This window comes from Streptomyces sp. NPDC107521, assembly GCF_055598485.1.
Genome location: NZ_JBVKAT010000015.1, coordinates 69549 through 93542, shown reverse-complemented (window position 1 = coordinate 93542; position 23994 = coordinate 69549). Strand labels below are relative to the sequence as shown.

General features: G+C 72.9%; 21 protein-coding genes and 1 pseudogene. 8 read left to right on the top strand and 14 right to left on the bottom strand.

The window, feature by feature from the left end; translation table 11 throughout:
- Positions 1–178: 178 nt before the first annotated feature.
- From ACZ7LB_RS22120 to ACZ7LB_RS22105, 4 genes are all read right to left on the bottom strand, one after another.
- Positions 179–1243, bottom strand: a complete 1065-nt coding sequence (locus ACZ7LB_RS22120; protein ID WP_471470510.1) for an ABC transporter permease — start codon at positions 1241–1243, stop codon at positions 179–181.
- Positions 1240–3813, bottom strand: coding sequence for an ATP-binding cassette domain-containing protein (locus tag ACZ7LB_RS22115; RefSeq protein WP_471470509.1), 2574 nt, complete (start codon positions 3811–3813; stop codon positions 1240–1242). Before ACZ7LB_RS22115 ends, ACZ7LB_RS22120 begins: the two co-directional genes overlap by 4 nt.
- Positions 3814–3888: 75 nt before the next feature.
- On the bottom strand, positions 3889–4611 hold the full coding sequence (locus tag ACZ7LB_RS22110) for an SDR family NAD(P)-dependent oxidoreductase (RefSeq protein ID WP_471470508.1): 723 nt from the start codon (positions 4609–4611) through the stop codon (positions 3889–3891).
- 151 nt (positions 4612–4762) lie between these two features.
- On the bottom strand, positions 4763–5920 hold the full coding sequence (locus ACZ7LB_RS22105; RefSeq protein ID WP_471470506.1) for a substrate-binding domain-containing protein: 1158 nt from the start codon (positions 5918–5920) through the stop codon (positions 4763–4765).
- 364 nt (positions 5921–6284) lie between these two features.
- Here ACZ7LB_RS22105 and ACZ7LB_RS22100 point away from each other — a divergent pair, with 364 nt between their 5' ends.
- The 3 genes from ACZ7LB_RS22100 (at position 6285) to ACZ7LB_RS22090 (ending at position 9697) form a co-directional block, all read left to right on the top strand.
- A complete protein-coding gene (locus ACZ7LB_RS22100) occupies positions 6285–7184 on the top strand; it encodes an alpha/beta hydrolase (RefSeq protein ID WP_471470504.1) in 900 nt (299 codons plus the stop codon).
- Positions 7185–7272: 88 nt separating this feature from the next.
- Positions 7273–8898 carry a flavin-containing monooxygenase gene (locus tag ACZ7LB_RS22095; protein WP_471470503.1) on the top strand — a complete coding sequence of 542 codons (1626 nt, stop codon included), beginning with the start codon at positions 7273–7275 and terminating at the stop codon, positions 8896–8898.
- A gap of 28 nt (positions 8899–8926) precedes the next feature.
- Positions 8927–9697: an SDR family NAD(P)-dependent oxidoreductase gene (locus ACZ7LB_RS22090; protein ID WP_161226179.1), complete on the top strand. Its 771-nt coding sequence runs from the start codon at positions 8927–8929 to the stop codon at positions 9695–9697.
- Positions 9698–9824: 127 nt separating this feature from the next.
- Here ACZ7LB_RS22090 and ACZ7LB_RS22085 read toward each other — a convergent pair whose 3' ends face one another.
- The 3 genes from ACZ7LB_RS22085 to ACZ7LB_RS22075 are packed head-to-tail and all read right to left on the bottom strand — an operon-like array spanning position 9825 to position 12387.
- Positions 9825–10502: a 3-oxoacid CoA-transferase subunit B gene (locus ACZ7LB_RS22085; protein ID WP_471470502.1), complete on the bottom strand. Its 678-nt coding sequence runs from the start codon at positions 10500–10502 to the stop codon at positions 9825–9827.
- Positions 10499–11194, bottom strand: a complete 696-nt coding sequence (locus tag ACZ7LB_RS22080; protein ID WP_471470500.1) for a 3-oxoacid CoA-transferase subunit A — start codon at positions 11192–11194, stop codon at positions 10499–10501. Before ACZ7LB_RS22080 ends, ACZ7LB_RS22085 begins: the two co-directional genes overlap by 4 nt.
- On the bottom strand, positions 11191–12387 hold the full coding sequence (locus ACZ7LB_RS22075) for a thiolase family protein (RefSeq protein WP_471470498.1): 1197 nt from the start codon (positions 12385–12387) through the stop codon (positions 11191–11193). The genes ACZ7LB_RS22080 and ACZ7LB_RS22075 overlap by 4 nt, the downstream gene beginning before the upstream one ends.
- Positions 12388–12458: 71 nt before the next feature.
- Between ACZ7LB_RS22075 and ACZ7LB_RS22070 the strand changes: the two genes are divergently transcribed.
- Positions 12459–13340, top strand: coding sequence for a LysR substrate-binding domain-containing protein (locus tag ACZ7LB_RS22070; protein WP_161226183.1), 882 nt, complete (start codon positions 12459–12461; stop codon positions 13338–13340).
- A gap of 139 nt (positions 13341–13479) precedes the next feature.
- Here the strand turns inward: ACZ7LB_RS22070 and ACZ7LB_RS22065 are convergent.
- Positions 13480–14045 (bottom strand): annotated as a pseudogene (locus ACZ7LB_RS22065) (chloramphenicol phosphotransferase CPT family protein).
- Positions 14046–14199: 154 nt separating this feature from the next.
- Here ACZ7LB_RS22065 and ACZ7LB_RS22060 point away from each other — a divergent pair.
- From ACZ7LB_RS22060 to ACZ7LB_RS22045, 4 genes are all read left to right on the top strand, one after another.
- A complete protein-coding gene (locus ACZ7LB_RS22060) occupies positions 14200–14694 on the top strand; it encodes a hypothetical protein (RefSeq protein WP_471470496.1) in 495 nt (164 codons plus the stop codon).
- Positions 14695–14897: 203 nt separating this feature from the next.
- Positions 14898–15764 carry a PhzF family phenazine biosynthesis protein gene (locus ACZ7LB_RS22055; RefSeq protein WP_471470495.1) on the top strand — a complete coding sequence of 289 codons (867 nt, stop codon included), beginning with the start codon at positions 14898–14900 and terminating at the stop codon, positions 15762–15764.
- Positions 15765–15975: 211 nt separating this feature from the next.
- Entirely contained in the window at positions 15976–16473 is a 498-nt protein-coding gene (locus ACZ7LB_RS22050; protein WP_471470494.1) for a GNAT family N-acetyltransferase, read from the top strand.
- A 322-nt stretch (positions 16474–16795) separates the two neighbouring features.
- Positions 16796–18295: a choice-of-anchor A family protein gene (locus tag ACZ7LB_RS22045; RefSeq protein ID WP_471470493.1), complete on the top strand. Its 1500-nt coding sequence runs from the start codon at positions 16796–16798 to the stop codon at positions 18293–18295.
- 100 nt (positions 18296–18395) lie between these two features.
- On the opposite strand, the gene ACZ7LB_RS22040 is transcribed toward ACZ7LB_RS22045, so the two are convergent.
- The 6 genes from ACZ7LB_RS22040 to ACZ7LB_RS22015 form a co-directional block, all read right to left on the bottom strand.
- Positions 18396–19202 carry an SDR family NAD(P)-dependent oxidoreductase gene (locus ACZ7LB_RS22040; protein WP_471470491.1) on the bottom strand — a complete coding sequence of 269 codons (807 nt, stop codon included), beginning with the start codon at positions 19200–19202 and terminating at the stop codon, positions 18396–18398.
- A 42-nt stretch (positions 19203–19244) separates the two neighbouring features.
- Positions 19245–19934: a GntR family transcriptional regulator gene (locus ACZ7LB_RS22035; RefSeq protein WP_471470489.1), complete on the bottom strand. Its 690-nt coding sequence runs from the start codon at positions 19932–19934 to the stop codon at positions 19245–19247.
- Positions 19935–20003: 69 nt separating this feature from the next.
- The gene (locus tag ACZ7LB_RS22030; protein ID WP_471470488.1) at positions 20004–20789 is read right to left on the bottom strand and encodes an acetoacetate decarboxylase family protein; all 786 of its coding nucleotides are present in this window, start codon (positions 20787–20789) and stop codon (positions 20004–20006) included.
- Between the two features lie 90 nt (positions 20790–20879).
- Entirely contained in the window at positions 20880–21632 is a 753-nt protein-coding gene (locus ACZ7LB_RS22025) for an amino acid ABC transporter ATP-binding protein (protein ID WP_161226188.1), read from the bottom strand.
- Between the two features lies 1 nt (position 21633).
- Complete coding sequence (locus tag ACZ7LB_RS22020; protein ID WP_471470486.1) at positions 21634–22734, bottom strand: amino acid ABC transporter permease; 1101 nt, start codon at positions 22732–22734, stop codon at positions 21634–21636.
- Between the two features lie 2 nt (positions 22735–22736).
- Complete coding sequence (locus ACZ7LB_RS22015) at positions 22737–23579, bottom strand: ABC transporter substrate-binding protein (protein WP_471470485.1); 843 nt, start codon at positions 23577–23579, stop codon at positions 22737–22739.
- Positions 23580–23994 lie beyond the last annotated feature (415 nt).

Sequence of the window (23994 nt, the reverse complement as noted above, 5' to 3'; positions counted from 1 at the left end):
TACCCCCTCTTCCCGGCCCCGCGCCCGCATCACGGCACGCGGCACCGGCACGGCGGCACCGGCCGGGGCGGGGTGCCGCCGTGCGGGCCGCGGGGCCGTGGTGCGTGTCCGCGGTGCGGGCGGCGCGGTCCGGGAACCCCCTTCCCGGACCGCGCCGCCGCGTGTCCGCGGGCCGTCCTCAGCCGGCCGCGGGCACCGCTGCCCTTCTGCGCCGGGCCGCCCGGCGCAGGACGGGGGCGGCCTGGCGCAGCAGGACCACCGCGGCGAGGACCGCCGCCTGCGCGATGAGCTGCTGGGCGTCGTTCCAGCCCAGCGAGCGGAGCAGCTGGCCGAGCTGGGTCAGGAACAGCGCCCCGATGCCGCTGGCCACGATGCTCGCGATGCCGCCGGACAGCGCGGTGCCGCCCAGGACGACGGCCGCCACGGTCGGCAGCACATAGCTGTCCCCGATGAACAGGCCGGGGGTGCGGGTGTAGCCCGCCAGCAGGACCCCGGCGACACCGTAGGCGAGGCCCGCGAAGCCGTAGGCGGTGACCTGGTGGCGGACGACCCGGATGCCCAGGGCCGAAGCGGCGGGCACACTGACCCCGATGTACGTCAGCCGCCGTCCGGCCGCGGACCGCCTGGCGACGACACCGCCGACGGCGAGGACGGCGACCGCGATGAGGAAGGTGTTCGGGACGCCGAGGGTCCGGTCGACGGAGAACCGGCTCAGCCCGTCGGGTGCCGTGGCCGGCGAACCGCCGGAGATCTTCAGCACCGTGCCGAGCAGCACCGCGTTCATGCCGAGGGTCACGACCAGCGGCATCACCCGGGTGACGGCGACCAGCACACCGTTGAGCAGGCCCACGAGGGCGGGCGCGGCCACGGCGACGGTGATCGCCAGCCATGTCGGCCAGCCGTGGTACTGGACCGTGCAGGTGGAGACGGCCGCGGCGAGCGCGATCATCCCCGGCACCGACAGGTCCAGCCCGCGCTGCTGCACGACGAGGGTCTGCCCGGCCGCCGCGATGGCGAGCACCGCGGCGAAGGGCAGCATGCTGAGCAGCGGCGCCGAACCGGTGCTGCCGGGCGCGACGGCGGGAGAGAGGACGAACAGGAGCAGCGTGGCGAACGTGATCCCGGCCCAGCCGCCCGAAAGGAGGCGGCGCCAGGCCGCACCCCCGCCGGAGCCGTTGTCGTTCATGTCGTCCTCCCGGTGACTGGGAATGCGGCGCGGGGCGCCGAAGGGCCGTGTGCTCATGCGTGCGCTCCCGTCCCCCGGGTACGGCGCAGCTGCGCGTACAGCACGGCGGCACCGATCGTGACCAGGCCCGGGAGCCAGTAGCCCCAGGCGGGGGAGAGGTCGAGGAACGGGGAGACGCTGACGAGCTGCTGGGCGAGCACGGCGGCGGCGATGACCCCGATGAAGGAGCCGCGGCCCCCGAAGATGCTGGTTCCCGCGAGAACGACCACGGTCACCGAGTTGAGCGTGTAGGCGAGACCGGGCCGGCCGTCGCCGACACCGATCTGGGCCATGAGGAGGACACCCGCGGGCAGCACCAGGAGCGAGCAGACCACGTACGAGGCGAACCGGATCAGCCGGACCCTCACCCCGAGGCGCTCCGCGGCGTCCGGTTCGGACCCGACGGCCCGCAGCTCGACGCCCCACCGGGTGCGGCGCAGGGCCAGTTCGAGGAGCAGCACGAGGAGCACCGCGAGGACGGTCGCCAGCGGCACCGCCCCGAAACGGGCCTGCACCGCGTCCACCACCGGCGGGAAGACGGTGCCGCCCGGGGTGTCCCGCAGGGACAGGTAGACGCCCTGCAGGGCCATGTACACGGCGAGGGTCGCGACGACCGGGTTGATCCGGAACCAGGTGACCATCACCCCGTTCAGGACCCCCACCGCGAGCGCGCCGAGGGCCATCAGGACCAGGCCGAGGACGAGGTTCCCGCCGTCCACGATCCAGTACGACGAGATCACCACCAGAAGGCCCATGAGGGGGCCGACCGAGAGGTCGAACCCGGCGCCCAGGACGACGACCTGCTGCGCGGCACCGACCAGCAGCAGCGGCGCGATCATCAGCATGAGGTTGCCCAGGTTGAACTGGCCGAGGTAGTCGCCGTTGTGGAGCCCGGTCCCCAGACCGAGGAGCACCACGAACACGGCGAGGACGGCCGCGGGGGCCTGGTCGCCGGCCAGCAGGGCCCGCAGCCTGCCCCGCCCCGCCGGGCGGGCCCGGTCCTGGTCGCGCACGGTCGTCGAGGTCAGCGCCGCGTGGGTGATGGCCGCCTCGGTGATCTCCGCACCGGCCAGCTCCTCCACGACGTTCCCGCGCGACATGATCAGCACCCGGTGGCACAGCCCCTCCAGCTCGACGTTGTCGGAGGAGAGCACGATGACGGCGGCGCCGTCGTCGGCCGCGGCGCGCAGGATCCGGTACAGGTCGACACGGGCTCCGGCGTCCACGCCCTGGGTGGGCTCCTCGACCACGAGGACCTTCGGCGCGGCCAGCAGGGTGCGGGCCATGACGGCCTTCTGCTGGTTGCCCCCGGACAGGGAGCCGATGGGCGTGTCGGGCGTCGGGGTCTTGATCGCGAGGCCGCGGATCTGCTCCTCGGCGGCGGCCCGGGCCAGCGTGTCGCTGACGAGGCCGGAGCGGGAGACCCTGCGCAGGGTGCGCGCCACGATGTTCTCGCCCACGCCCAGCGGCAGGAAGACGCCCTCGCCGTGCCGGTCGGCGGGCACGTAGACGACGCCGGCGTCCGCGGCGGCCGCGTTCCCGCCGCGTACCTGCACCCCGTCGACGGTGATCCGGCCCGAGGCCGGGGCGAGCCCGGCCAGGGCGCGGACGAGTTCGGTCTGCCCGTTGCCCTGGACGCCGGCCAGGCCGACGATCTCGCCGGCGCGGACGGTCAGGGAGACGCCGTCGAAACCGGGACCGGACAGCCCGCTCACCACGAGACGCCCGGCCGCGCCCGCGGGCACCGGCTCCTTGGCGGGGAAGACCGTCTCCAGCCGGCGGCCCACGACCCGCTCGACGATCTGGTCCTCGGTGACGCTCCCGGCGTCGAAGGTCCCGCGGGTCCGGCCGTCGCGCAGCACGGTGATCCGGTCCGCGATCTGCTTGACCTCGGGAATGCGGTGGGAGATGTAGACGACGCCGGCGCCCGCCGCGACGGTCTCGCGGACCTTCGCGAAGAGACGCTGCACCTCCTCGGCGCTCAGGTGCTCGGTGGGCTCGTCCAGGATCAGGACCTTCGGGTCCAGCGCGAGGGCCTTGGCGATCTCGACGATGAACCGCTTCTCCATCGACAGGTCGGCGACACGGGCCCGCGGGTCGATGTCCATCCCCCACGGCGCGAGGGTCTCGCGGGTCCAGGCGGCGGCCCGGCGCAGCCCGCCCACGCGCCGGTAGCCGACGCCGAGCGCCATGTTCTCCGCCACGGTCAGGTCGGGCAGGAGCGCCGGGTGCTGGCGCACGATGCCCAGGCCCAGGCTCCGGGCCTGCTCGGGCTGCGCGTGGGTGAGCCGGCCGCCGCCGATGAGGACCGCGCCGTCGTCGGCCGCCAGGGCCCCCGAGGCCACGGCCATCAGGGTGGACTTGCCGGCGCCGTTCTCGCCGACCAGGGCGTGCACCTCGCCGGGGCGGACGTCGAAGCTCACCGCGTCCAGCGCACGGACACCGGGGAAGGACTTCCCGATGTCCCGCAGGGAGAGCACCGGCGCGACGGGGCCGGCCGCCCCGCGGGACGGGTCGGGAGCGGGGCCCGCGCCCCGTTGCGGTGGCCGGACCCGGGTCTCGGGTCCGTTGCTGCCGGAGTTGGTCACGTCGGATCTCCTGGAAGAGTTGGGGAGGCACCGGCCCGGGCGGCCGGCCCGGTGCCCGGCCCGTCGCCGGGCCTGTTACTGGGCGAGGTAGCCGCCGTCCACGACGAGTTCGGAACCGGTCACGAAACTGGACTCGTCGGAGGCGAGGAAGACGACCCCGGCGGCGATCTCCTCGGGCCGCCCGGCACGGCCCATCGGGGTCCGGGAGATGACGAACTCGTTCACCTCCGGGTCCTGGGCGTCCGTCAGCGGGGTCCGCACGAAGCCGGGGTGCACCGAGTTCACGCGCACACCCTCCCGGGCGTAGCTGACGGCGGCGCTCTTGGACATGTTGCGCACCGCGCCCTTGGTCGCGTGGTAGGCGTGTGCCCCGGCGACGGCGGCGCTGCCCCAGATCGAGGAGACGTTGACGATGCTGCCGCCGCCCCGGGCCACCATGTGCGGGATCACCTCGCGCATCCCGAGCCAGGTGCCGGTCTGGTTGACCGCGACGACCCGGTTCCACTCCTCGCCGGTCAGCTCGTGGACGCCCTCGTAGGCGATGATGCCGGCGTTGTTGACGAGGAAGTCGACGTGCCCGTGGCGGTCGACGGTCCCGGCGACCACGCGCCGCCAGTCGTCCTCGCTGGCCACGTCGAGGGACGCGTAGGCGACCCCCGCGCCGAAGGAGTCGTCGGCGGCGGCGCGGCTGGTCGCGACGACGGCCGCGCCCTCGGCCGCCATGGCCTCGACGATCGCGCGGCCGATGCCCCGCGAGGCGCCGGTGACGATGCCGACCTTGCCGGCGAGTCGGTTCATGGGTGCTCCTCGGTCGGTCCCCCGCCCGCGGTCCGCTCCCGTACGGGAGGACGACGGGGCAGGGGAGGGGGGAAAGCGGTGGGGAAGGAGGGGGGAACGGCGGCGCCGGTCCGGCCGGGACGGCCCGGGAGCCGCCCCGGCCGGACCCGGATCACTTGTAGAGCTCCTTGATCTGCTCGGTGGTCAGACCGGAGGAGAGGATCGCGTCGGCCGGCAGCGACTTGTCGTGCTTGGGCAGCAGCTTCGGGTTGGTCGAGTCCTCGATGATCTCCAGCTTGTACGTCGAGGGCTCGTCGTTGTCGATGCCGTTGTAGGCCGCCAGACCCTTGTTCAGGGCGGCCTGGACGACCCAGTTGCGGGAGGACTCGGTCGCGACCTGGTAGCTCGGGTACCGCTTGTGGTAGCGGTGCCAGAGGCCCGCGAACTCGTTGGAGTCGTTGGCGGCCCACACCGGCAGCGGCTTGTCCGCGGCGATGAACGCGCGGATGCCGCCGACCGAACCGCCGCCGAAGTCGGAGACGATGCCGTCGATCTTTCCGTGCTTCGTGATGAGACCGGCCACGACCTGCTGCGTCTTGCTGACGTCCCAGTCGGTGGCGACATAGCCGTCGGGGTTGAGCAGACGGATGTCCGGGTGCGCGGCGACGGCCTTCTTCACACCGTCGTAGACGGTCTGGGAGTAGGCGCTGCCGGCGACACCGCCGAGCATCACCAGGTTCCCCTTGCCGCCCATGGTCCTGGCCGCCCAGTCGGCGAGCGTGGTGCCGTACCCCTCGACGTCCTCGGCGACGAAGTCGACGTAGTCCTTGCCCGGCGTGCCGCCGATGCCCGAGACGATCGGCACGACCGCCACCCCGGCCTCGTTCGCCTTGCGGATGGCGGGCAGCAGGGCCTGCCCGGCGTCACCGAAGGTGACGATCACGTTGACGCCCTGCGCGACCATCGAGTTGATGTCCGAGATCGCCTTCTGCGTGTTGTTCTGGGCGTCGGTCACCTTGACCTGGGTGATGTTCGGGCACTTGGCCGCCTGGGCCTGGAACAGCGCGATCGTGGCCTTGCGCCAGGTGTTGTTGGCGTTGCCGTCGGCATAGCCGACCTTGATCGGCTTGGTGCCGCAGAACGCGCTGACGTCCTTGATGTCGGACTGCACACCGACACCGCCCACCTTCACGGTCGGCCACGGCCCGCCGGAGTCACCGGCAGCGCCGGAGTCCCCGGAGCCGGCCGACAGCCCGCCGCAGGCGCTGAGCGCCAGGGCCGCGGCGGCCGCGGCGGCGGTCGCCGTGACGGCCCGCTTCTTGACGTACATGGGATGTCTCCTCGCTGAGAACGGTGAAGGACCTCGGTGACCCGGAGGACCCGGAGGAACCGGGCGACCGGGTGCACGGAGGCGCGGAGCCGGGGGGCGGCCCGGATCCGAGGGGCGGGGTCGCCGGTGCGCTCGGAGCGGCGCGATCGCCCGGGTGAGGGGAACCGGGCCCGGTGGGGGCCTCGTCGAAGGCTGTCGTGAGCGGGGCCGTGTGACACGAGCCACCGTGAGACAGGGGTGCCTCATTTTGTGACAGCGCTCATGCGGGGCGCGCGGGGGCGGAGATGCTCGCCACCTCGGGACGGCCGCGTTCGCCGCCCCGGAGCAGCACCGACCACCGCCCCTGACACCGAGGAGCGCCCACATGCCCCTTCCCCGCCCCACAGACCCCCTCGGAGAGATCTACGCCGAGTGGAGCGTGGAGTTCGAGGCCCATCCGCAGATGTCGCTCCAGCTCATGCGCTGGGTCTTCGAGGACTGGCAGCGGGCCACCGCCGAACCCGAGGAGGTCGGCTACGCCACGACCTCCCTCGGCGGCGTCCCCGGCATCCTCGTGACCCCGGCCGGCGCGGACCCCTCCCGGATGATGGTGGTCATGCACGGCGGGGGCTTCGCGCTCGGCTCCGCCTCCAGCCACCGCAAGCTCGCCGGGCACCTGGCCCGGGCCTGCGGGGCCCACGCCTTCGTCGTCGACTTCCGCCTCGCGCCGGAGTTCCCCTTCCCGGCCCAGATCGAGGACGGACTCGCCGTCCACCAGGCACTCCTGGACCGGGGCATCCGGGCCGAGGACATCTGCTTCGTCGGCGACAGCGCCGGGGGCAACCTCGCCATCGCCATGACGCTCACGCTGCGCCGCGACGGCCGCCCGCTGCCCGGCCGGGTCCTGACGATGTCGCCGTGGCTGAACATGGAGAACACCGGCGCCACGATCGAGACCAACAACGACACCGACTTCCTGATCACCCGCGAGGGCCTGGCCGGGAACATCGACCGCTACCTCTCCGGCGGCACCGACCCGAGGGACCCGTACGTCAACCCCCTGTACGCCACCTACGAGAACTTCCCGCCGCTCTACGTCTGCGCGGCCGACACCGAGTCCCTCTTCGAGGACTCCAAGCGCCTGGTCGCCCTGGCCAGGAGCGCCGGCACGGACGTGACGTTCTCCGTCGGCAGGGGCATGCAGCACGTCTTCCCGTTCCAGGCCGGGCGCCTCGCCCGCGCCGACGAGGAGATCGCCGCCATGGCCGCCTGGTACCGGTCCTGACCGCGACCGCCGGGCCCCGCCCCCCACTGCTTCCGCGCCCCGCCCCGGGCGCCCCCTCCGCCACCACCCGGTGAAAGGACCCACAGACATGACCAGCAAGCCCGACCACGACGCGATCGTCATCGGCGCCGGCTTCTCCGGCCTCGCGATACTCCACCACCTGCGCGAGATCGGCCTGTCCACCCTCGTGGTCGACGGCCAGGACGGCATCGGCGGCACCTGGTGGGTCAACCGCTACCCCGGCGTCCGCACCGACAGCGAGTACAGCTACTACTCCTTCTCCTTCTCCAAGGAGGTCCGCGACGAGTGGACCTGGACCGAGCGCTACCCGGCCGGCGAAGAGGTCCGCAGGTACCTCGAGTTCGTCGCCGACCGGCTCGACCTGCGCCGGGACATCCGCCTGTCCACCCGCGTGGAGAAGGCCGTCTACGACGAGGACGCCAACCTCTGGACCGTCCACCTCGCCGACGGCACCGCCCTGACCACGACCTACCTCGTCTCCGGCATGGGCGTCCTGTCCCAGGCCGTCCTGCCCGCCATCGACGGCATCGACGCCTTCCGGGGGGAGAAGTACCACTCCTCGGCGTGGCCCCGCGGCGGCGTGGACCTGAAGGGCAAGCGGGTCGGCCTCATCGGGCTGGGTGCCTCCGGCATCCAGATGGTCCCCGAGATCGCCAAGGACGCCGGCGAGTTCCACGTCTTCCAGCGCACCCCGAACTTCGTCGTCGAGACCACCAACGACCCGGTGACCGAGCAGGACATGGCCCACCTGCGCGACCACTACGACGAGATCTACGAGAAGGCCGCCGGCCACCCCTTCGGCGTCGCGATGGAACCGGCCCCCTGCGGCGCCCTCGAGGTCTCCGCGCAGGAACGCGACCGGATCTTCGAGAGCAAGTGGAACGAGGGCGGGTTCCACTTCGCCAACGAGTGCTTCAACGACCTGGCCACCAGCCACGAGGCCAGCGAACTCGCCTCGGAGTTCATCCGCCGCAAGATCCACGAGATCGTCGAGGACCAGGACGTCGCCGACCTCCTCTCCCCGACCGGCTACTCCTTCAACGGCAAGCGCGTCCCCACCGGCCACCACTACTACGCGACGTTCAACCGGCCCAACGTGCACCTCGTCGACGTCGCCTCGCAGCCGATCAGCCGCATCTCCGAGCGCGGCGTGGTCGTCGGCGACACCGAGTACGAGGTCGACGTGCTGGTCTTCGCCACCGGCTTCGACGCCATGACCGGCACCCTGACCGGCATCGACATCGTGGGCCGCGGCGGACGCACGCTGCGCGAGAAGTGGCTCGCCGACGGACTGCGCTCCAACCTCGGCATCGGCGCCCACGGGTTCCCCAACTTCTTCATGTCCCTCGGCCCGCAGACCCCCTACTCCAACCTGCCCGTCCCGATCCAGCTCGGCGCCCAGTGGCTGCAGCGGGCCGTCGCCTGGGCCCGGGAGAACGACGTCCCCTTCCTGGAGGCCACCCCCGAGTCGGAGGCCTGGTGGGTGGAGGAGACGGAGCGCGCCGGGAAGGCCACCGTCATGTACTCCGAGGGCAAGAAGGCCAAGGCCTGGTTCCTCGGCGACAACATCCCCGGCAAGCCCGAGGAGTTCCAGGTCTACATGGGCGGCGGCCAGGTGTACCAGCAGTTCTGCCGCGACGCCGAGGCCGACGGCTACCGCTCCTTCCTGGCCAACCAGCCGGCCGGCGCCTGAACCGGACACGAGGAGAGGGGACACCGTCATGGGACGCCTGGAGAACAAGACCGCTCTGATCACCGGTGCCGCGATGGGCATGGGCCGGGCGACCGCGGAGCTGTTCGCGGCCGAGGGCGCCGCCGTCGCGGTCACCGACCTGGACGAGACCCGGGGCCGCGAGACCGTGGCGGCCATCCGCGCCGCCGGCGGGACCGCGGAGTTCTGGAGCCTCGACGTCGCCCGGGAGAGCTCGGTCAAGGAGGTCGTCGACGCCGCGGCACAGGAGTTCGGCGGCCTCGACATCCTCGTCAACTGCGCCGGCATCATCGGCGTCGACAAACCGACCCACGAACTCACCGAGGCCGAGTGGGACGCCCTGTTCGCGGTCGACGTGAAGGGGGTCTTCTTCTGCACCAAGCACGCCATCCCGCACATGATCGCCCGGGGCGGCGGCAGCATCGTCAACTACTCGTCCATCTACGGGATGATCGGCAACGACGAGTTCACCGCCTACCACGTGGCCAAGGGCGCAGTCTCGATGCAGACCAAGCAGGACGCGGCCACCTACGGCAAGTACAACATCCGCGTGAACTCGGTGCACCCGAGCACCGTCCTGACCCCGCTGGTCGAGGGCATCGCCGCCGACTTCCCCGGCGGCCTGCCCGCCTACGAGGAGCACATGACGGGCAACCAGTCGCTGCGCCGCCTGGGCCGCCCCCTCGACGTCGCCTACGGCGTCCTCTACCTCGCCTCCGACGAGGCGGACTGGGTGACGGGCGTGAACCTGCCGATCGACGGCGGCTACACCGCGCGCTGACCGGCCCGGGGCGGGGCCGCACCGGCCCCGCCCCGCCACCGGCCCGCCCGCCCGGGCACCCGCGGGCGGGCACATGCGAGGGCCCGGACCACCCTGGTGGTCCGGGCCCTCGCATGTGCCGCGCCGGTCAGCGCAGTTCGACGCCGAGACGGGAGCGCAGCTCCGCGACGGTGATGCCGTGGGTCTCCCGCACATGGACCCCGTCGGGCCGCAGGTCGAAGGTGGCCAGCTCGGTGTAGACGCGGCTGACGCAGCCGACGCCGGTGAGCGGATAGGTGCACCGCGGGACCAGCTTGGGCGCGCCCGACTTCGTGAAGAGCGTCATCATCACGTAGACCTCCTTGGCCCCGATGGCGAGGTCCATCGCACCGCCCACGGCGGGGATGTCGTCGGGCCTGCCGGTGTGCCAGTTGGCCAGGTCGCCGCCGGTGGAGACCTGGTAGGCGCCCATCACGCAGACGTCCAGGTGACCGCCGCGCATCATGGCGAAGGAGTCCGCGTGATGGAAGTACGCCGCCCCCGGCAGCTCGGTGACCGGGACCTTGCCCGCGTTGGTGAGATCGGGGTCGACCAGGTCCCCCTCGGCCTTCGGCCCCATGCCGAGCATGCCGTTCTCGGTGTGCAGGACGACGCCCAGCTCCTCGGGCAGGTGGTCGGCGATCGTGGTCGGCCGGCCGATGCCGAGGTTGACGAACGACCCGGCCGGGATGTCCCGCGCGATCGCCGCGGCCACCTCGTCCATGGTCAGCGGCCTTTGCGCGGACGGGTCCGCCGGGCCGGCCGGAAGGGTCGTACCGGTGCTCATCGTGCCCCCTGGACGGTGTAGTGACGGGCGTCGACCCGGACGATCCGGTCGACGTGGACGGACGGGGTGACGACCGCCTCCGGGTCCAGCCCGCCGAGCGGGACGACCTCGCCGACCTGGACGATCGTCGTGGCGGCCGCGGTCGCCATCACCGGGCCGAAGTTCCGGGCGGTCCTGCGGTAGACGAGGTTGCCCATCGGGTCCGCCCGGTGGGCGGAGATGAGCGCGTAGTCGCCCCTGATCGGGTACTCCAGCAGGTAGTCCCGCCCGTCGATGCGGCGCACCTCCTTGCCCTCGGCCAGCGGGGTGCCGACCGCCGTCGGGCAGTAGAACGCGCCGATCCCGGCACCGGCGGCCCGCATCCGCTCGGCGAGGTTGCCCTGCGGCACCACCTCCAGCTCGATCCGCCCCTCACGGTGCAGCGCGTCGAAGACATGGGAGTCGACCTGCCGGGGGAACGAGCACATCACCTTGCGGACCCGGCCCGCCGCGAGCAGCGCCGCCAGCCCGACATCACCGTTGCCGGCGTTGTTCGAGACGATCGTGAGGTCCTTCGCCCCCTGCCGGATCAGGGCGTCGATGAGGTCGAACGGCATCCCCGCCAGACCGAACCCGCCGACCAGGACGGTCGACCCGTCCTCGATCCCGGCGACGGCCTCGTCGGTGGACTCCACCACCGCGGCACGGCTCACTTCGACACCTCCGTGTTCTCCAGGACGACGGCCAGCGCCTGGCCGACACCGATACAGATCGCGGCCACGCCGTACCGCTCACGGCGCTCGCGCAGGACGGCGGCCAGCGTCCCCAGGAGACGGCCGCCCGAAGCGCCCAGCGGATGCCCGATCGCGATGGCCCCGCCGCGCTGGTTGACGATCCCGGGATCGCGCAGACCGCTTCCGGTCCACGCGTCGACACAGGCCAGCGCCTGCACCGCGAACGCCTCGTTCAGCTCGACCGCGCCGACCCGGCCCCAGTCGATGCCCGCCCGCGCCAGCGCGCGGTCGGCCGCCTCCACCGGCGCGTAGCCGAACTCCCGGGGGTCCAGCGCCATCGCGCCCCGGCCGACGATCCGGGCGAGCGGATCGCACCCCAGGACCTCCGCCGCCGACTCGTCGCCCAGCAGCACCGCGGAGGCACCGTCGGAGAGCGGCGAGGCGTTGCCCGCGGTGATGGTGCCGTCCGGCCGGAACGACGGCTTCAGCGCGGCGAGCTTCCCGGTACTGGTGTCCGCCCGGATCCCCTCGTCGCGCTCCAGACCGCCGGCCGGGGTGACCAGCGCGTCGTAGAAACCCTCCTCCCACGCCCGGTGCGCCAGCCGGTGGGAGCGCACCGCGAACTCGTCCTGCCGCTCGCGGGAGATCCCGAACCGCTCCTGGAGCTGCTCGTTGCACTCGCCCAGCGAGACCGTCCACTCCCGCGGCATCAGCGGGTTCACCAGCCGCCAGCCCAGCACCGTCGACACGGCGGCCGTGTCACCCGCCGGGAAGGCCCGCGACGGCTTGGGCAGCACCCACGGCGCCCGCGTCATCGACTCCACGCCGCCCGCGAGCACGATCCCCGCGTCACCCGTCTCGATCATCCGCGAACCGGCCATCGCCGCGTCCAGACCCGAACCGCACAGCCGGTTGACCGTCGTCCCCGGCACCCCGGCCGGCAGCCCGGCCAGCAGCGCCGCCATCCGGCCGACGTTGCGGTTCTCCTCCCCGGCGCCGTTGGCGTTGCCCCAGACGACCTCGTCGATCGCACCGGGGTCCAGGGACGGTGTCCGCGCGAGCACACCGCCGATCGCGGCGGCCGCCAGGTCGTCGGGCCGGATACCGGCCAGCGCCCCGTTGAACCTGCCGAACGGCGTCCGTGTCGCGGAGTAGAGGAATGCACTGCTCATGCACTCGACGCTAGCCCCGGGCGCCAGTATCGTGAAGTATCCATATCCGCCCCGATTGAGACGCGAGGACTATGGATCTGCGGAGACTGCGCTACTTCGTCGCCGTCGCGGAGGAACGCCACTTCGGACGCGCCGCCCAGCGCCTCCACATGGCCCAGCCCCCGCTCTCACAGGCGATCCGGCAACTCGAGGACGAACTCGGCGTCCTCCTTCTCCGGCGCACCACCCGCCGCGTCGACCTCACCGACGCCGGCCGCGCCTACCTCGGCCGCGCCCGGGCCATCCTCGCCGACGTCGACGAGGCCGCCCACCACGCCCGCCGGGTCGCCGCCGGCGCGGTCGGCCACCTCACCCTCGCCTGCGTGGGCTCCGCCACCTACAGCCTCCTGCCCGCCCTCTCGCGCCACCTCGCCACCGAACTGCCCGGCATCGACTTCTCCTTCCGCGGCGAGATGCTCGCCCCGGACCAGGTCGAGGCGCTGCGCGGCGGCACCATCGACGTCGCCCTGCTGCGCCCGGTCGCCGCCGACCCCTCCCTCACCGTCCACACCCTGCGCCGCGACCGCCTCGTGGTGGCGCTCCCCGCCGAGCACCCCCTCGCGGCACGCGCCCGGGTGCGCGCCGCCGACCTCGCCGGCACCGACCTGATCGTCCACGCGGCCGACCGCCACTCGGTCATGCACGGTGTCGTCCTCGGCCTCCTGCGCGAGGCCGGCGTCGACCCCCGCATCCGCCACGAGGTCGGGGAGACCTCGACCCTCATCACCCTCGTCGCGGGAGGGCTCGGCGCTGCGGTCGTGCCCGAACCGGTGACCGCGCTCGCCCTCGACGGCGTCGTCTACCGGCCCCTGGTCCGCCCGGCGGCGACGATCGACCTGGCCGTCGCCCACCGCGCCGACCGCACCGAACCCCACCTGGCCCGCGCGGTCGAGGCCGTCCGCCGGCTGTTCTGACGGCCCCCGCGGACGCGCGGACGCGCGGCCGCGGCGGCCGGACGGACCCGGGCCCGGCACCACGGACGGGGGGAAGGGCACCCCGACGGCACCACGGACGGGCACCCCGCCGGGCGCCCCCCCGGGGCCCGCCCGGCGCTCACGCGCCGGCGAGGAGGTGCACCCGTCGCGGACGGGTGAAGGCGGAGGGGCGGGGAGGGCACGCGAGGGCCTCCTTGATTCGCAGCGCGCACGCCGGGGGCCCGCCGCACCGGTGTCGCACTCCACGTCGTACTCCCCGTGGGCGTGGACCACGCCGTACTGCCGGGCCGCGAGCCCCGCGGGACGGTCGCCCCGGGCCGCCTCGCGGCGGACGAGCCCGTCCAGCGGGCAGTGGACGCCGACGAACAGCACGTCCTCGGGCGGCAGCACCGCCAGGCAGTCCAGCAGCCGCCACGGCTCACTCGGCACATGGTCGACCACGATGCCGTTGCCCACCCCGGCCATGGCCGCGACCGACCGGTGGAAACCCGTCCGGGTCCGCCGCAGCGCCGCGTCCAGCTCCTCCGCCCCCAGCTCCCTCCTGCTGCGCATGGCGTTGAACCCGTCCACCGCCGGATCGAAGCAGACCCCGTCGTCCAGGACCTCCAGGAGCTCCCGCGCGATGCTCGACTTCCCCGAACTCGACGTACCGTTCAGGAAGATGATCCGGCCAGGTGGTGTCATACCGGCATGGTCACACCGCGCCGCTCCCCGCCGGCGCGCTCCCCCCGGCAGCCCCGGGCGCCGGCCCGCGGCCCCGCCCCCGTCCGGCCGGACCGGGAGGGCGGGCCCGCACCCCGCGGCACGGCCCCGGGGAAAGGCCCTACCATCGGGTCCCATGCCGTACACGCTGTCCGTGGGCCGCTCCGGGGCCGATCCGAGTCTGGACGACTGGTACCTCGACGGCGCCCCCCTGGCCCGGTGGATGTCCTGGTTCGCCTGCCCGGGCCCGACCCCGCGGCGCAACGGCGTCCTCGTCACCTGGCTCGCCGAGGACCTGCGCGGACTCCTCGGACGCCCCCCTGCCGACCCGGCGCCGTACCGGCACGGGCCGCGCGGGACCGCGGCGCACGCGCCCGGGCCCCGTGTCCTGACATCGGGCCGGGTGCCGCTCTACGTGTGCTCCCACTGCGGCGACCTCGGCTGCGAGAGCTTCGCCGTCCGCGTGGAGGTGGACGACTCCACCGACCCGGCGACGGTCGTCTGGAGCGACTTCGCCCGCGAATCCGACAGCGCGCCGAGACCCGGCCCGGCACCCGACTACACCGCCCTGCCCCCGGTCGAGTTCTCCCTCGCCCAGTACGAGACGGTGATCCGCCGGCTCCTCCTGTGACCGGCCCCACCGCCCGCCCCCGGGGCCGGGCGGCCCCGGGCGCACCGCCCCGGAGGGAAGGGCCGGTCCTCTGCGATGGGCCCTGGCGGGCCCACCGGCCGGGCACCCGCACTTCTGCCGCCCCGCCACCTCGGGGCCACGGAACCGGACCGGCCGCACGGCTGTGGTTTCATGTTCACGTCTGTGAACAAGGGAAGGCCGACATGTCCCCAGCGTCCGGTGCGCAGGTCCTGCGCTACACCGCCTTCAGCACCGATCCCGCCGGGGGCAACCCCGCCGGTGTCGTACTCGACGCCGCCGGCCTCGACGACGACGACATGCTCCGGATCGCCGCCGAGGTCGGCCACTCGGAGACCGCCTTCCTGACCGGCGGCACCGGCCGGACCTACGAGGTGCGCTACTTCAGCCCGCTGACCGAGGTCCCCTTCTGCGGCCACGCGACCGTGGCCACCGCCGCGGCGCTGACCGAGCTGGTGGGCCCCGGCGAGCTGACCTTCGCCACCAGGTCCGGAACCGTCCCCGTCACCACCACCGTGGACGCGGGCGGCACCGCGCGAGCGACGCTGACCAGCGTCGAACCGAGCGTCCACCCGGTGACCGACGCGGACCTGGACGAAGCCCTCGCCGCGCTCGGCTGGCGGTCCGCGGAACTGGACCCGGCGCTGCCGCCCAGCATCGCCTACGCCGGCGCCCGCCACCTGGTCCTCGCGGCCGACACCCGCGCCCGGCTCGCCGACCTCGACTACGACTTCGACCGGCTGGGCGCCCTCAGCCGCTCCCTGGACCTGGCCACGGTGCAGCTGGTCTGGCGCGAGCCGGACACCCTCACCTTCCACGTACGCAACCCCTTCCCCGTCGGCGGTGTCGTCGAGGACCCCGCGACGGGCGCCGCGGCCGCCGCCTTCGGCGCCTACCTCCGCGACCTCGGACAGGCCGGGCCGTCGGACGAACTGCTCCTCCTCCAGGGGGAGGACATGGGCCGCCCCAGCACCATCGAGGTGCGGTTCGCCGAGCACGACGCCCGCGTCCGGGTCAGCGGCTTCGCCGTGCGCTGCGCCCCGGAGGCATAGGCACCGCCCGGCGGACACCGCCCCGCCCCGGCCGCGCGGGCACGGGGCGGACGGCCACCGCGGCGGGGGCGCCCTGCCCGCGGCGGACCCCCGCCCCCGCCCCCGCCCCCGCTCCCGCTCCCGTGGCCGGCCCGGCCCCGCCCGTCGGCGAACCGCGTGGCGACCCGGCCGTCCCCGTACACGCGGGGTGCCGCGCGGATAGGCTGACGGGGTGATCGAGACCGAACGGCTCTCACTGCGGCCCCTCCGGACCGACGACGTCGACGCCTTCGTCGCGCTCCACGCCGATGAGCGGGTGAGCCGGTTCGTCGGCGCCTACTCGCGCGAACGCGCGCTGGAACGGCTGGCCGCCGTCGAGCGGCAGTGGGCGCGGCGGGGCCACGGGCTGTGCGCCGTGGAGCTGAGGGCCGGCGGAGAGTTCATCGGCCGGACCGGGCTGAACCACTGGCCCGAGTTCGACGAGGTGGAACTCGGCTGGACGCTGAAGCCCGGGGCATGGGGCCACGGTTACGCGACCGAAGCGGCCCGCGCCTGTCTGGACTGGGGATTCGCGACCCTGGACACGGACCGCTTCACCTCCATGGTCCGCCCCGGGAACACCGCCTCGGTCCGGGTGGCGGAACGGCTCGGCTTCACCCCCCTGCGCGAGGACACCCTCTTCGGCGGCCCGGTCACCGTCTACTCCCTGGACAGGCCGGCCGCCGCCTGACGCACCGCCCGCGCGGACGGGGGCCTCAGGCCGCAGGACCGGCCCCGGACGGCCACCCGCCCCGGCGGGGGCCTCCCGCCGGGGCGGGCGGGGTCCACCACGGAACGGAGGAACCCGCCGGGCGGAGTCATCACTTTGTCGAGGGCCCCGCCCCGGCCGGTGGCCCTCCCGCGCACCCCTGCGGCGCCCGACGGGCCGTCAAGAATGTGCACGTCAAAGCGAATACGCGGAGTCGGGCATGACTCGGGCGTTTCAGGGTGTTTCGCATCACTGTCACCCCGGCGAGGTGACTCTCTGTGAGATGTGCTGCATATTGAGCCGTATGAGGACATATAAGCTGAGACGCGGCGCCGGAAGAACCGTGCGCGTCGCGGTGGCCGTGACCGCGGCGGTGGCGATGACCGGCGCGCTGGCGCCCGCGGCCGCGGCCGCTCCGCTGCCCGGAGGGCTCGGCCCCTGCCTGGGGAGCGACTGCCCCACCGACTGGCCGGGCCTGAACAACGGTCCCGTCACCCACCACGACGGGAACATCAACATCTTCGTCGGCGGGGACTTCCTGGTACGGGAGGCCGCCGCCGAGGCCGAGGGCAAGGCCGTCGTCCTCGGTGACTTCGACATGGACAAGCGCGCGGGCGTCTCGCAGATCTACAACGTCGGCGTCGCGGGCGTCGGCTCCCGGGTGCCGCCGCCCGACGGCTCCGACTACCTCACCGTGGGCCGGGACCTGACCGTGGCCGAGGGCGAACGGCTGCTCGCCGAGGAGGGCACCAGCCACGGCGTGGTGAAGTACGGGCGGGACCTGAGCGGCACGGTCTCCCCGGACCCGGTCAAGGACGCCGACGCGGTGGCGCCGTACACCGCCCTGCGCGGCCGGCTCACCCTGGCCAGCCAGTGCTACGCCTACGACGACGGCAAGGACCACCGTCGCCCGGCCACCGGGACGGTGGAGGACGCGGGCCACGAGAGGGTCTTCACGGGCGACGGCACCTCCGCCCTCCAGGTCTTCTCCCTGGACGCCGACCTGGCGAACGCCCAGGGCGGCGCGCAGGACATCAGGTTCGAGAACATCCCGCAGGGCGCGACCGTCCTCGTCAACATCTACGGCGCGAGCCGCGCCATCAGCACCCTGATGGACGCCCTGCCCCAGACGGGGCTGCGCGAGCACCTGATGTGGAACTTCCCGGACGCCACCGAGATCCGGCTGAGGGGGGCCGCCCAGTTCCAGGGCAGCGTGCTGGTCGGCGACCCGTCGAGCATGACGACGCTCTCGATGAGCGGCACCAACGGCCGCTTCTACACGGCCGGTTCACTGACCCACACGTCGGAGGGCCAGTCGGGCGGCCAGGAGCTGCACGCCTACCCCTTCGAGGGCGACCTGCCCGGCTGCGACGAGGACTCCACACCGGATCCGACCGGTTCGCCGACCCCGTCGGACGGACCCGACCCCAGCGATTCCCCGACGCCGTCGGAGAGCGCCGGTCCGAGCGGCTCCCCGGACCCGTCGCAGGGTCCCGGCCCGAGCGGTTCCCCCACGCCGTCGGAGACCCCGACGAGCCCGCAGCCCACGGCCTCCCCGGGCCTGCCGTCCGCCCCCGGCGGTTCCGAGGGCCCCGGCGGCTCCGAGGGTCCCGGCGGGCCGGGCGGTTCCGAGGGTCCCGGCGGTCCCGGCGGTCCCGGCCCGGACCAGTCCGGTTCCGACGGGTCGCTCGCGAGCACCGGAGCCGGCTCCGGCAACTGGCTGCTGGCCGCCACCGGGGCCCTGCTGGTCGCGGCCGGATCGGCGGCCGCCGTGGCGGTCCGCAGGACGCGCCGCCTGGGCTGAGGCGTGCCCGCGCCCCGGGCCTCCCGGCGGCGCGGCCCGCGTGCCTCCCCCCGCCGGCCGGGTGTCCCGGCGGCGGGGGGAGCGGCCGCGCCGCGTGCCGTTACAGCGACACCACCCAGCCGCCGTCGACCGTGAGCGTGTGGCCGGTCACGTACGCGGAGGCGTCCGAGGCCAGGAAGAGCACCGCGCCCGCGAGGTCGCCGGGTTCGCCGACGCGCCCGAGCGGGATGTGGGTGGCGACGAGCCGGTCCTCCTCGGCCCGGTCGGGCAGGAGGTCCGTGGTCATGGCGGTGCGCATGTAACCGGGGGCGATGGCGTTGACCCTGATGCCGTAACGGCCCCATTCGTAGGCCATGTTCTTGGTGACCTGGACGACGGCGGCCTTGGACGCGTCGTAGACCGAGGAGCGTTCGCCGTCGACCACGAGGCCGCCGATGGAGGCGAGGTTGATGATCCGGCCGCCCCCGCGTTCCCGCATGGCGCGTGCCGCGCGCTGCGCGGTGAAGTAGGTGCCCCGCAGGTTGACGGCGAGGGTGGTGTCGAACTCCTCGGGGGTGGCCTCCAGCGCGCTGTTGCGCAGGGAGACGCCCGCGTTGTTCACCAGGACGTCCGGGAGGTCCCCGGCCGCCTCCAGGGCGTCGAAGGCGGCCTCGACGGCGCTCGTGCTCGTGGCGTCGAGTTCCAGGGCCGCGCAGTCGACCGACCGCCGGGCGAGGTACGCGCGGGTCTCCTCGGCGGCGGCCGGGTCGAGGTCGGAGACGATGATCCGGGCGCCCGCCGTGCCCAGGGCCTCGCACTGGGCGCGGCCCAGGCCGCCGCCGGCGCCGGTGACCAGGGCGGTCCGGCCGGCCAGGGAGAAGAGGCCGGGCGGGGCGGAGGGCGGGGCGGTGGCGTGATCGGCCGGCATGGAGCGGTACTCCTCGGGTGGGGCCGCGCGGGGCGGCGGTGCCTACAGTCCGTAGTCGGTGAGGATCCGCACGACGTTCTGGGAGTCGTGCAGGACGTGTGCGCGGATGTGCTCGGCGGCGGCCCCGGTGTCCTGCCGGACGATGGCCTCGGCCAGGGGGCGGTGGTCGACGGCGGTGCCGCCGGGGGAGGTGACGACCTTCGAGCAGAAGTACCACTGCCGCAGCGCGAGGTTGAAGTGGATCTCGGCGGTGGCCGCGAGGTGCACGTTGCGGGTCATCGCGTACATCGCGCGGTGGAACGCGGCGTCCAGGTCGATGCACTCCTGGAGGTTGGCGGTCTCCGCCTGCCGTTCGGCGAGTGCCAGCAGGCGCTCCTTCTCCGCGTCCGATCCGCGGCGGCAGGCCAGGACCGCGGCGAGCGACTCGAGTTCGAGCCTCAGCTCGGTCACGGAGCGGGAGTTCTTCAGGGCGATGTCGGTGGCGTAGGTGCCGCTGCGGGGGTACACCACCACCAGCCGCTCGAAGGCGAGCCGTCTGACCGCCTCGCGGACGGGGGAGGCCCCCAGGCCGAGACCGCTGCGCAGCTCCGGCTCGCTGAGCCGTTCCCCGGGCATGATCTCGCAGCGCACCAGGCGTGAGCACAGGGCGTTGTAGGCCGAGGTGCTGAGCAGGCTCGGCGGGGACGCCTCACCCTCGGCCGCTGAATCGCCGACGACCTTCACGGAACACACCGGACGACCTCTCTGTGGGGGAGCCAACGGCAGGGCCGTTGGCGCCGTGGGCGGTTGACTGGGAGCAGGCTACGGGGTGGCCGTGCCCCGGGTGTCCCGCGCCGCCGGGTCCGCGAGCAGGTCGTCGATGACGGTGGAGATGCCGTTCTCGACGGTGCAGGCGTAGTCGCCGACGGAGTACTCGCCGCCGAGGACCTCCACCAGTTCCAGCTCGACGCCGTTGACGGAGAGGGCCGGGGAGAGGTCGACCTCGGCCGGGCCGAACGACTTGTGCCGGAGGACGAAGTCCTTGGAGGTGTCGCGGGAGATGATCTCGAAGGTCTTGAACCCGGGCCCGTTCGCCTCGGGAAGCGCGTGGACCTGGAGGTGCGGGTACAGGCGCATGTCCGACCAGGCGTCGGCGGAGTGGCCCTCCCGGGCCGTCATGGCGATGCGGAAGATCTGGGACCCGGCGCGGGTGACCGTGCCGCGGGCGCCGTCCTCGTCGTCGGTCAGCTCGATCTCGGCGTACTGCTTGGGGTAGCCCCACACCTCGCGGCCGAAGGCCACGCTCCAGGGCTGGTCCTCGAACTCGAAGAAGTAGGTCACCGCCGTGGTGCCCTTGTAGCGGACCGGGATGACGATCCCGGAGTCGTAGAAGGCGCCCGGGGTGGCGTTGCCGAAGTCCGCTATCTGCACGACGAACCGGTCGTCGGCCGGCTCGAACGGCGTGGGCTCCAGCAGGGCGGCGAGGTTCGCGGCGTCCCCCCGGCAGTAGACGGAGAGGGTCCGCAGGTCCTTCGACCAGTACGGCTGGTCGCCGCCGGGGTAGCCGAGGTACTTGAAGAAGTTCTTCACGTCGTAGGGCTGAGGCATCGTCAACTCCCGTTGTCCATAGGGTTCTCGTGCGAAGGGTGCCGGTGGCCGCGGGGTGCGGCGCGGCGGGCGGGGCCGGCGGGCGGTCCCTCAGTTCCGTCCCGCCTCGTGGATGCGGCGCAGGAAGTTCTTCAGTTCGGGGCTGCGCGGCTCGTTGAAGATCTGCTCGGGCGGGCCCTGCTCCAGGATGTTCCCCTTGTGCAGGAAGCAGAGCTTGGACGAGATCTCCCGGGCGAAGGGCAGTTCGTGGGTGGTCATCATCATCGTGATGCCGTCGTCCGCCAGTTCGCGGACGAGGTTGAGCACCTCGATCACCAGCTCCGGGTCCAGGGCCGAGGTGATCTCGTCCAGCAGCAGCACCTCCGGGCGCATCAGCATCGCCCGCGCGATCGCCACCCGCTGCTGCTGTCCGCCCGAGAGCTGTTCGGGATAGGCGTCCGCCTTGTCCCCGAGGCCCACGCGTTCGAGCATGACGCGCGCGTCGGCCTCGGCCCGGGCCTTCGTGGCGACCTTGGCGCGGACGGGCGTGAGGGTGCAGTTGCGCAGGACGGTCATGTGCGGGAAGAGGTTGAAGCTCTGGAACACGATGCCGACCCGGCGGCGCAGCCGGACCAGGTCGACCCCGTCGCCGGAGACGACGTCCCCGTTGAGCGAGATCCTTCCGCCCTGGATCGGTTCGAGTCCGTTGACGCAGCGCAGGAGCGTCGACTTCCCGGACCCGGACGCGCCGATGAGGGTGACGACCTCGTTCCGCTCCACCGAGAGGTCGACGCGGTCGAGGACCGTGGTGGCGCCGTACTGCTTCGTGACCTCTTCCAGGGCCACATGTGCGGTTGTCGTCATGTCAGACTCTCTTCAGCTTTGTGCCGGAGCGCGCCAGCAGGTAGTCGACGAAGCGGGTCTGCGGGATGGTCACGAGGACGAAGACGAAGCACACGGCGGTCACCGCGGACAGGTTGAAGTCGTTGGCGGAGTAGATCTTCGCCTGGCTGAAGGCGTCGATGATGCCGACGACGATGACCAGCGCCGTGTCCTTCTGCAGCCCGATGAACTGGCTCAGCATGGGCGCGGCGATGTTCCGCGACATCTGCGGCAGGAGGACGAACCTGAGCACGTCCGGCTGCGAGAGGCCCATGGAGAGCGCCGCGGAGGTCTGCCCCGGGTTGATGGACTCGATGCCGGCGCGGTACAGCTCGGCGTTGTACGCGCTGTAGGTGAGCGCCAGGGCGATGACGGCGTAGACGACCGGGTCGCCCTCGCTGAGCACCGGCACCTCGGTCAGCGGCAGTCCGAAGCAGACCAGGTAGATCAGCACCACGGACGGGATGCCGCGGAACACGTCGATGTACGCGATGGCCAGCACCCGGACCGGCCAGAAGCCCTTCCCGGGCAGGAGCCGCGCCACGGCGAGGAGCAGGCCGAAGGTCATGGCGAGGAGCTGGGCGCCGACGGCGATCTGGATGTTGATGAGGAGGGCCCCGAAGACGTCCCCCAGGCTCCGGGTCATGAACGACATGTTGAAGAAGGTCTTCTGGACCGCGCCGTCGTTGGTGAAGACGAGCAGCCCGGCGACCGCCACGACGGCGACGAAGCCCGTCAGGCCCAGGGAGGACACCGAGGCGTTCCTGGACCGGGCGGCCGCGACCCGCGACTCGGTGTGGCGCCCGGCCTCCCACTCCTCCTCCGAGAGCCGGTTGCGCTGGTGGGCCAGCAGCAGCGGCCCGCCCAGGACGAGCACCGGCAGGACGGCCCCGGCCAGGAGCCTGGGGACCGGTCCGGTCAGCAGGGTCCCGGCGAACTGGTAGCACAGGACGACGGTCAGCAGGGCGAGGACCGCGGCCGCGCCGAGGTATCCCGAGGTCCGCAGCGGACGGGCCGGGGCGGAGCCCTCCGCGCCGGGCGCGGACCCGTCGGCGGGGCCCTTGTCGAGGGTTGCCGCGCTCATGCTCAGGCACTCCAGTCGGGGAGCGCGTTCGGGTCGCCGCCGAGGATCGGGTTGAGCCACTTGTCCATGATCGCCTTGAGGGTGCCGTCCTTCTCCATGTCGGCGAGGATCGCGTTCACCGCCGCCACGTTCGGCGACCCCTTCGGGAACAGCGGCGCGACGTCGCCGCCGACCGGGTACCTGCCGACGACCTCCAGCTTCCCGTCCGACTTGGCGGCACGCGGCATCACCGTCGCGGTGTCGTTCAGGGCGGCGTCGATCTGGCCGGAGAGCACGGAGTTGAAGAGGTCGTCGTTGGAGTTGAACACCCGCACCTTCCCGGGCTTCAGGGTGTCCTCGGCGAACTTCAGCTGGAGCGACCCCGCCAGCACACCGACGGTCGCGTTCTTGATGCCGGACCGGGAGATCCCGGAACCGGTCTTGGTGAGGACGCCGGTCTCGTAGGTGTTGTACGGGCTGGCGAAGTCGACGGCCCTGCGGCGCTCCGGGGTGACCAGGATGTCCCACACCGCGAAGTCGAAGTTCGACGTCTTGGCCGTCACCAGCGCCTCGAAGGAGGCGTTGACCAGGGTGATCTTCTTCAGGCCCGCCCGGTTGGCGATCTCCGCGTCGAGGCAGTACATGTAGCCGCCGTCGATGGAATCCAGCGTGTTGCCCCGGTATCCCGCGGGGAAGGGCAGCGAGGCGGCGACGGTCAGCTCGCCGTCCTTCCTCGTCTTCATCTCGTGGACCGGGGGATTCTCGGTGACCTCGCAGTCCCCGAACGGCTTCGCCCGGTTCTCACCGCCCGACCCGGTCCCGCCGGAGCAGGCGGTGAGCGCGACGAGGGCAGTGGCGATGGCCACGCCGCCGCTGATTCTCGGTGACTTCTTCATGTGCGACCTCTGTGGAGGATGGCTTCGGAGTACGAAGAGCAGCGCGAGTCCACGCCATGCACTGCCGCGCGAACCTTGGAACATCACTGACATGTCAGTGATGTGTGACAGAGGCTATACACGGGTGTGCATTTTTGGCCAGGGCTTGGCGCAAAGTGGATATTGACGCCGCGTCACGGCGTCACACTGCCCGAATCCGGACCGGAAGGGCGGGGAAACAGCCCGGGCCAGGGCGCCCCGGGAGCGAGGAACACCGGGGCGCAAGGGTTTCCGGATCAAGGGGCGCCGGGGCCGGAGGGCGTCTCCGGGCGGACACGCCGGGGGAGGGGCGCGCCGTTCCCGGCCGGCACGGGCTCCCGCCCCGCCCCCGGCGCGGTATCGGCCC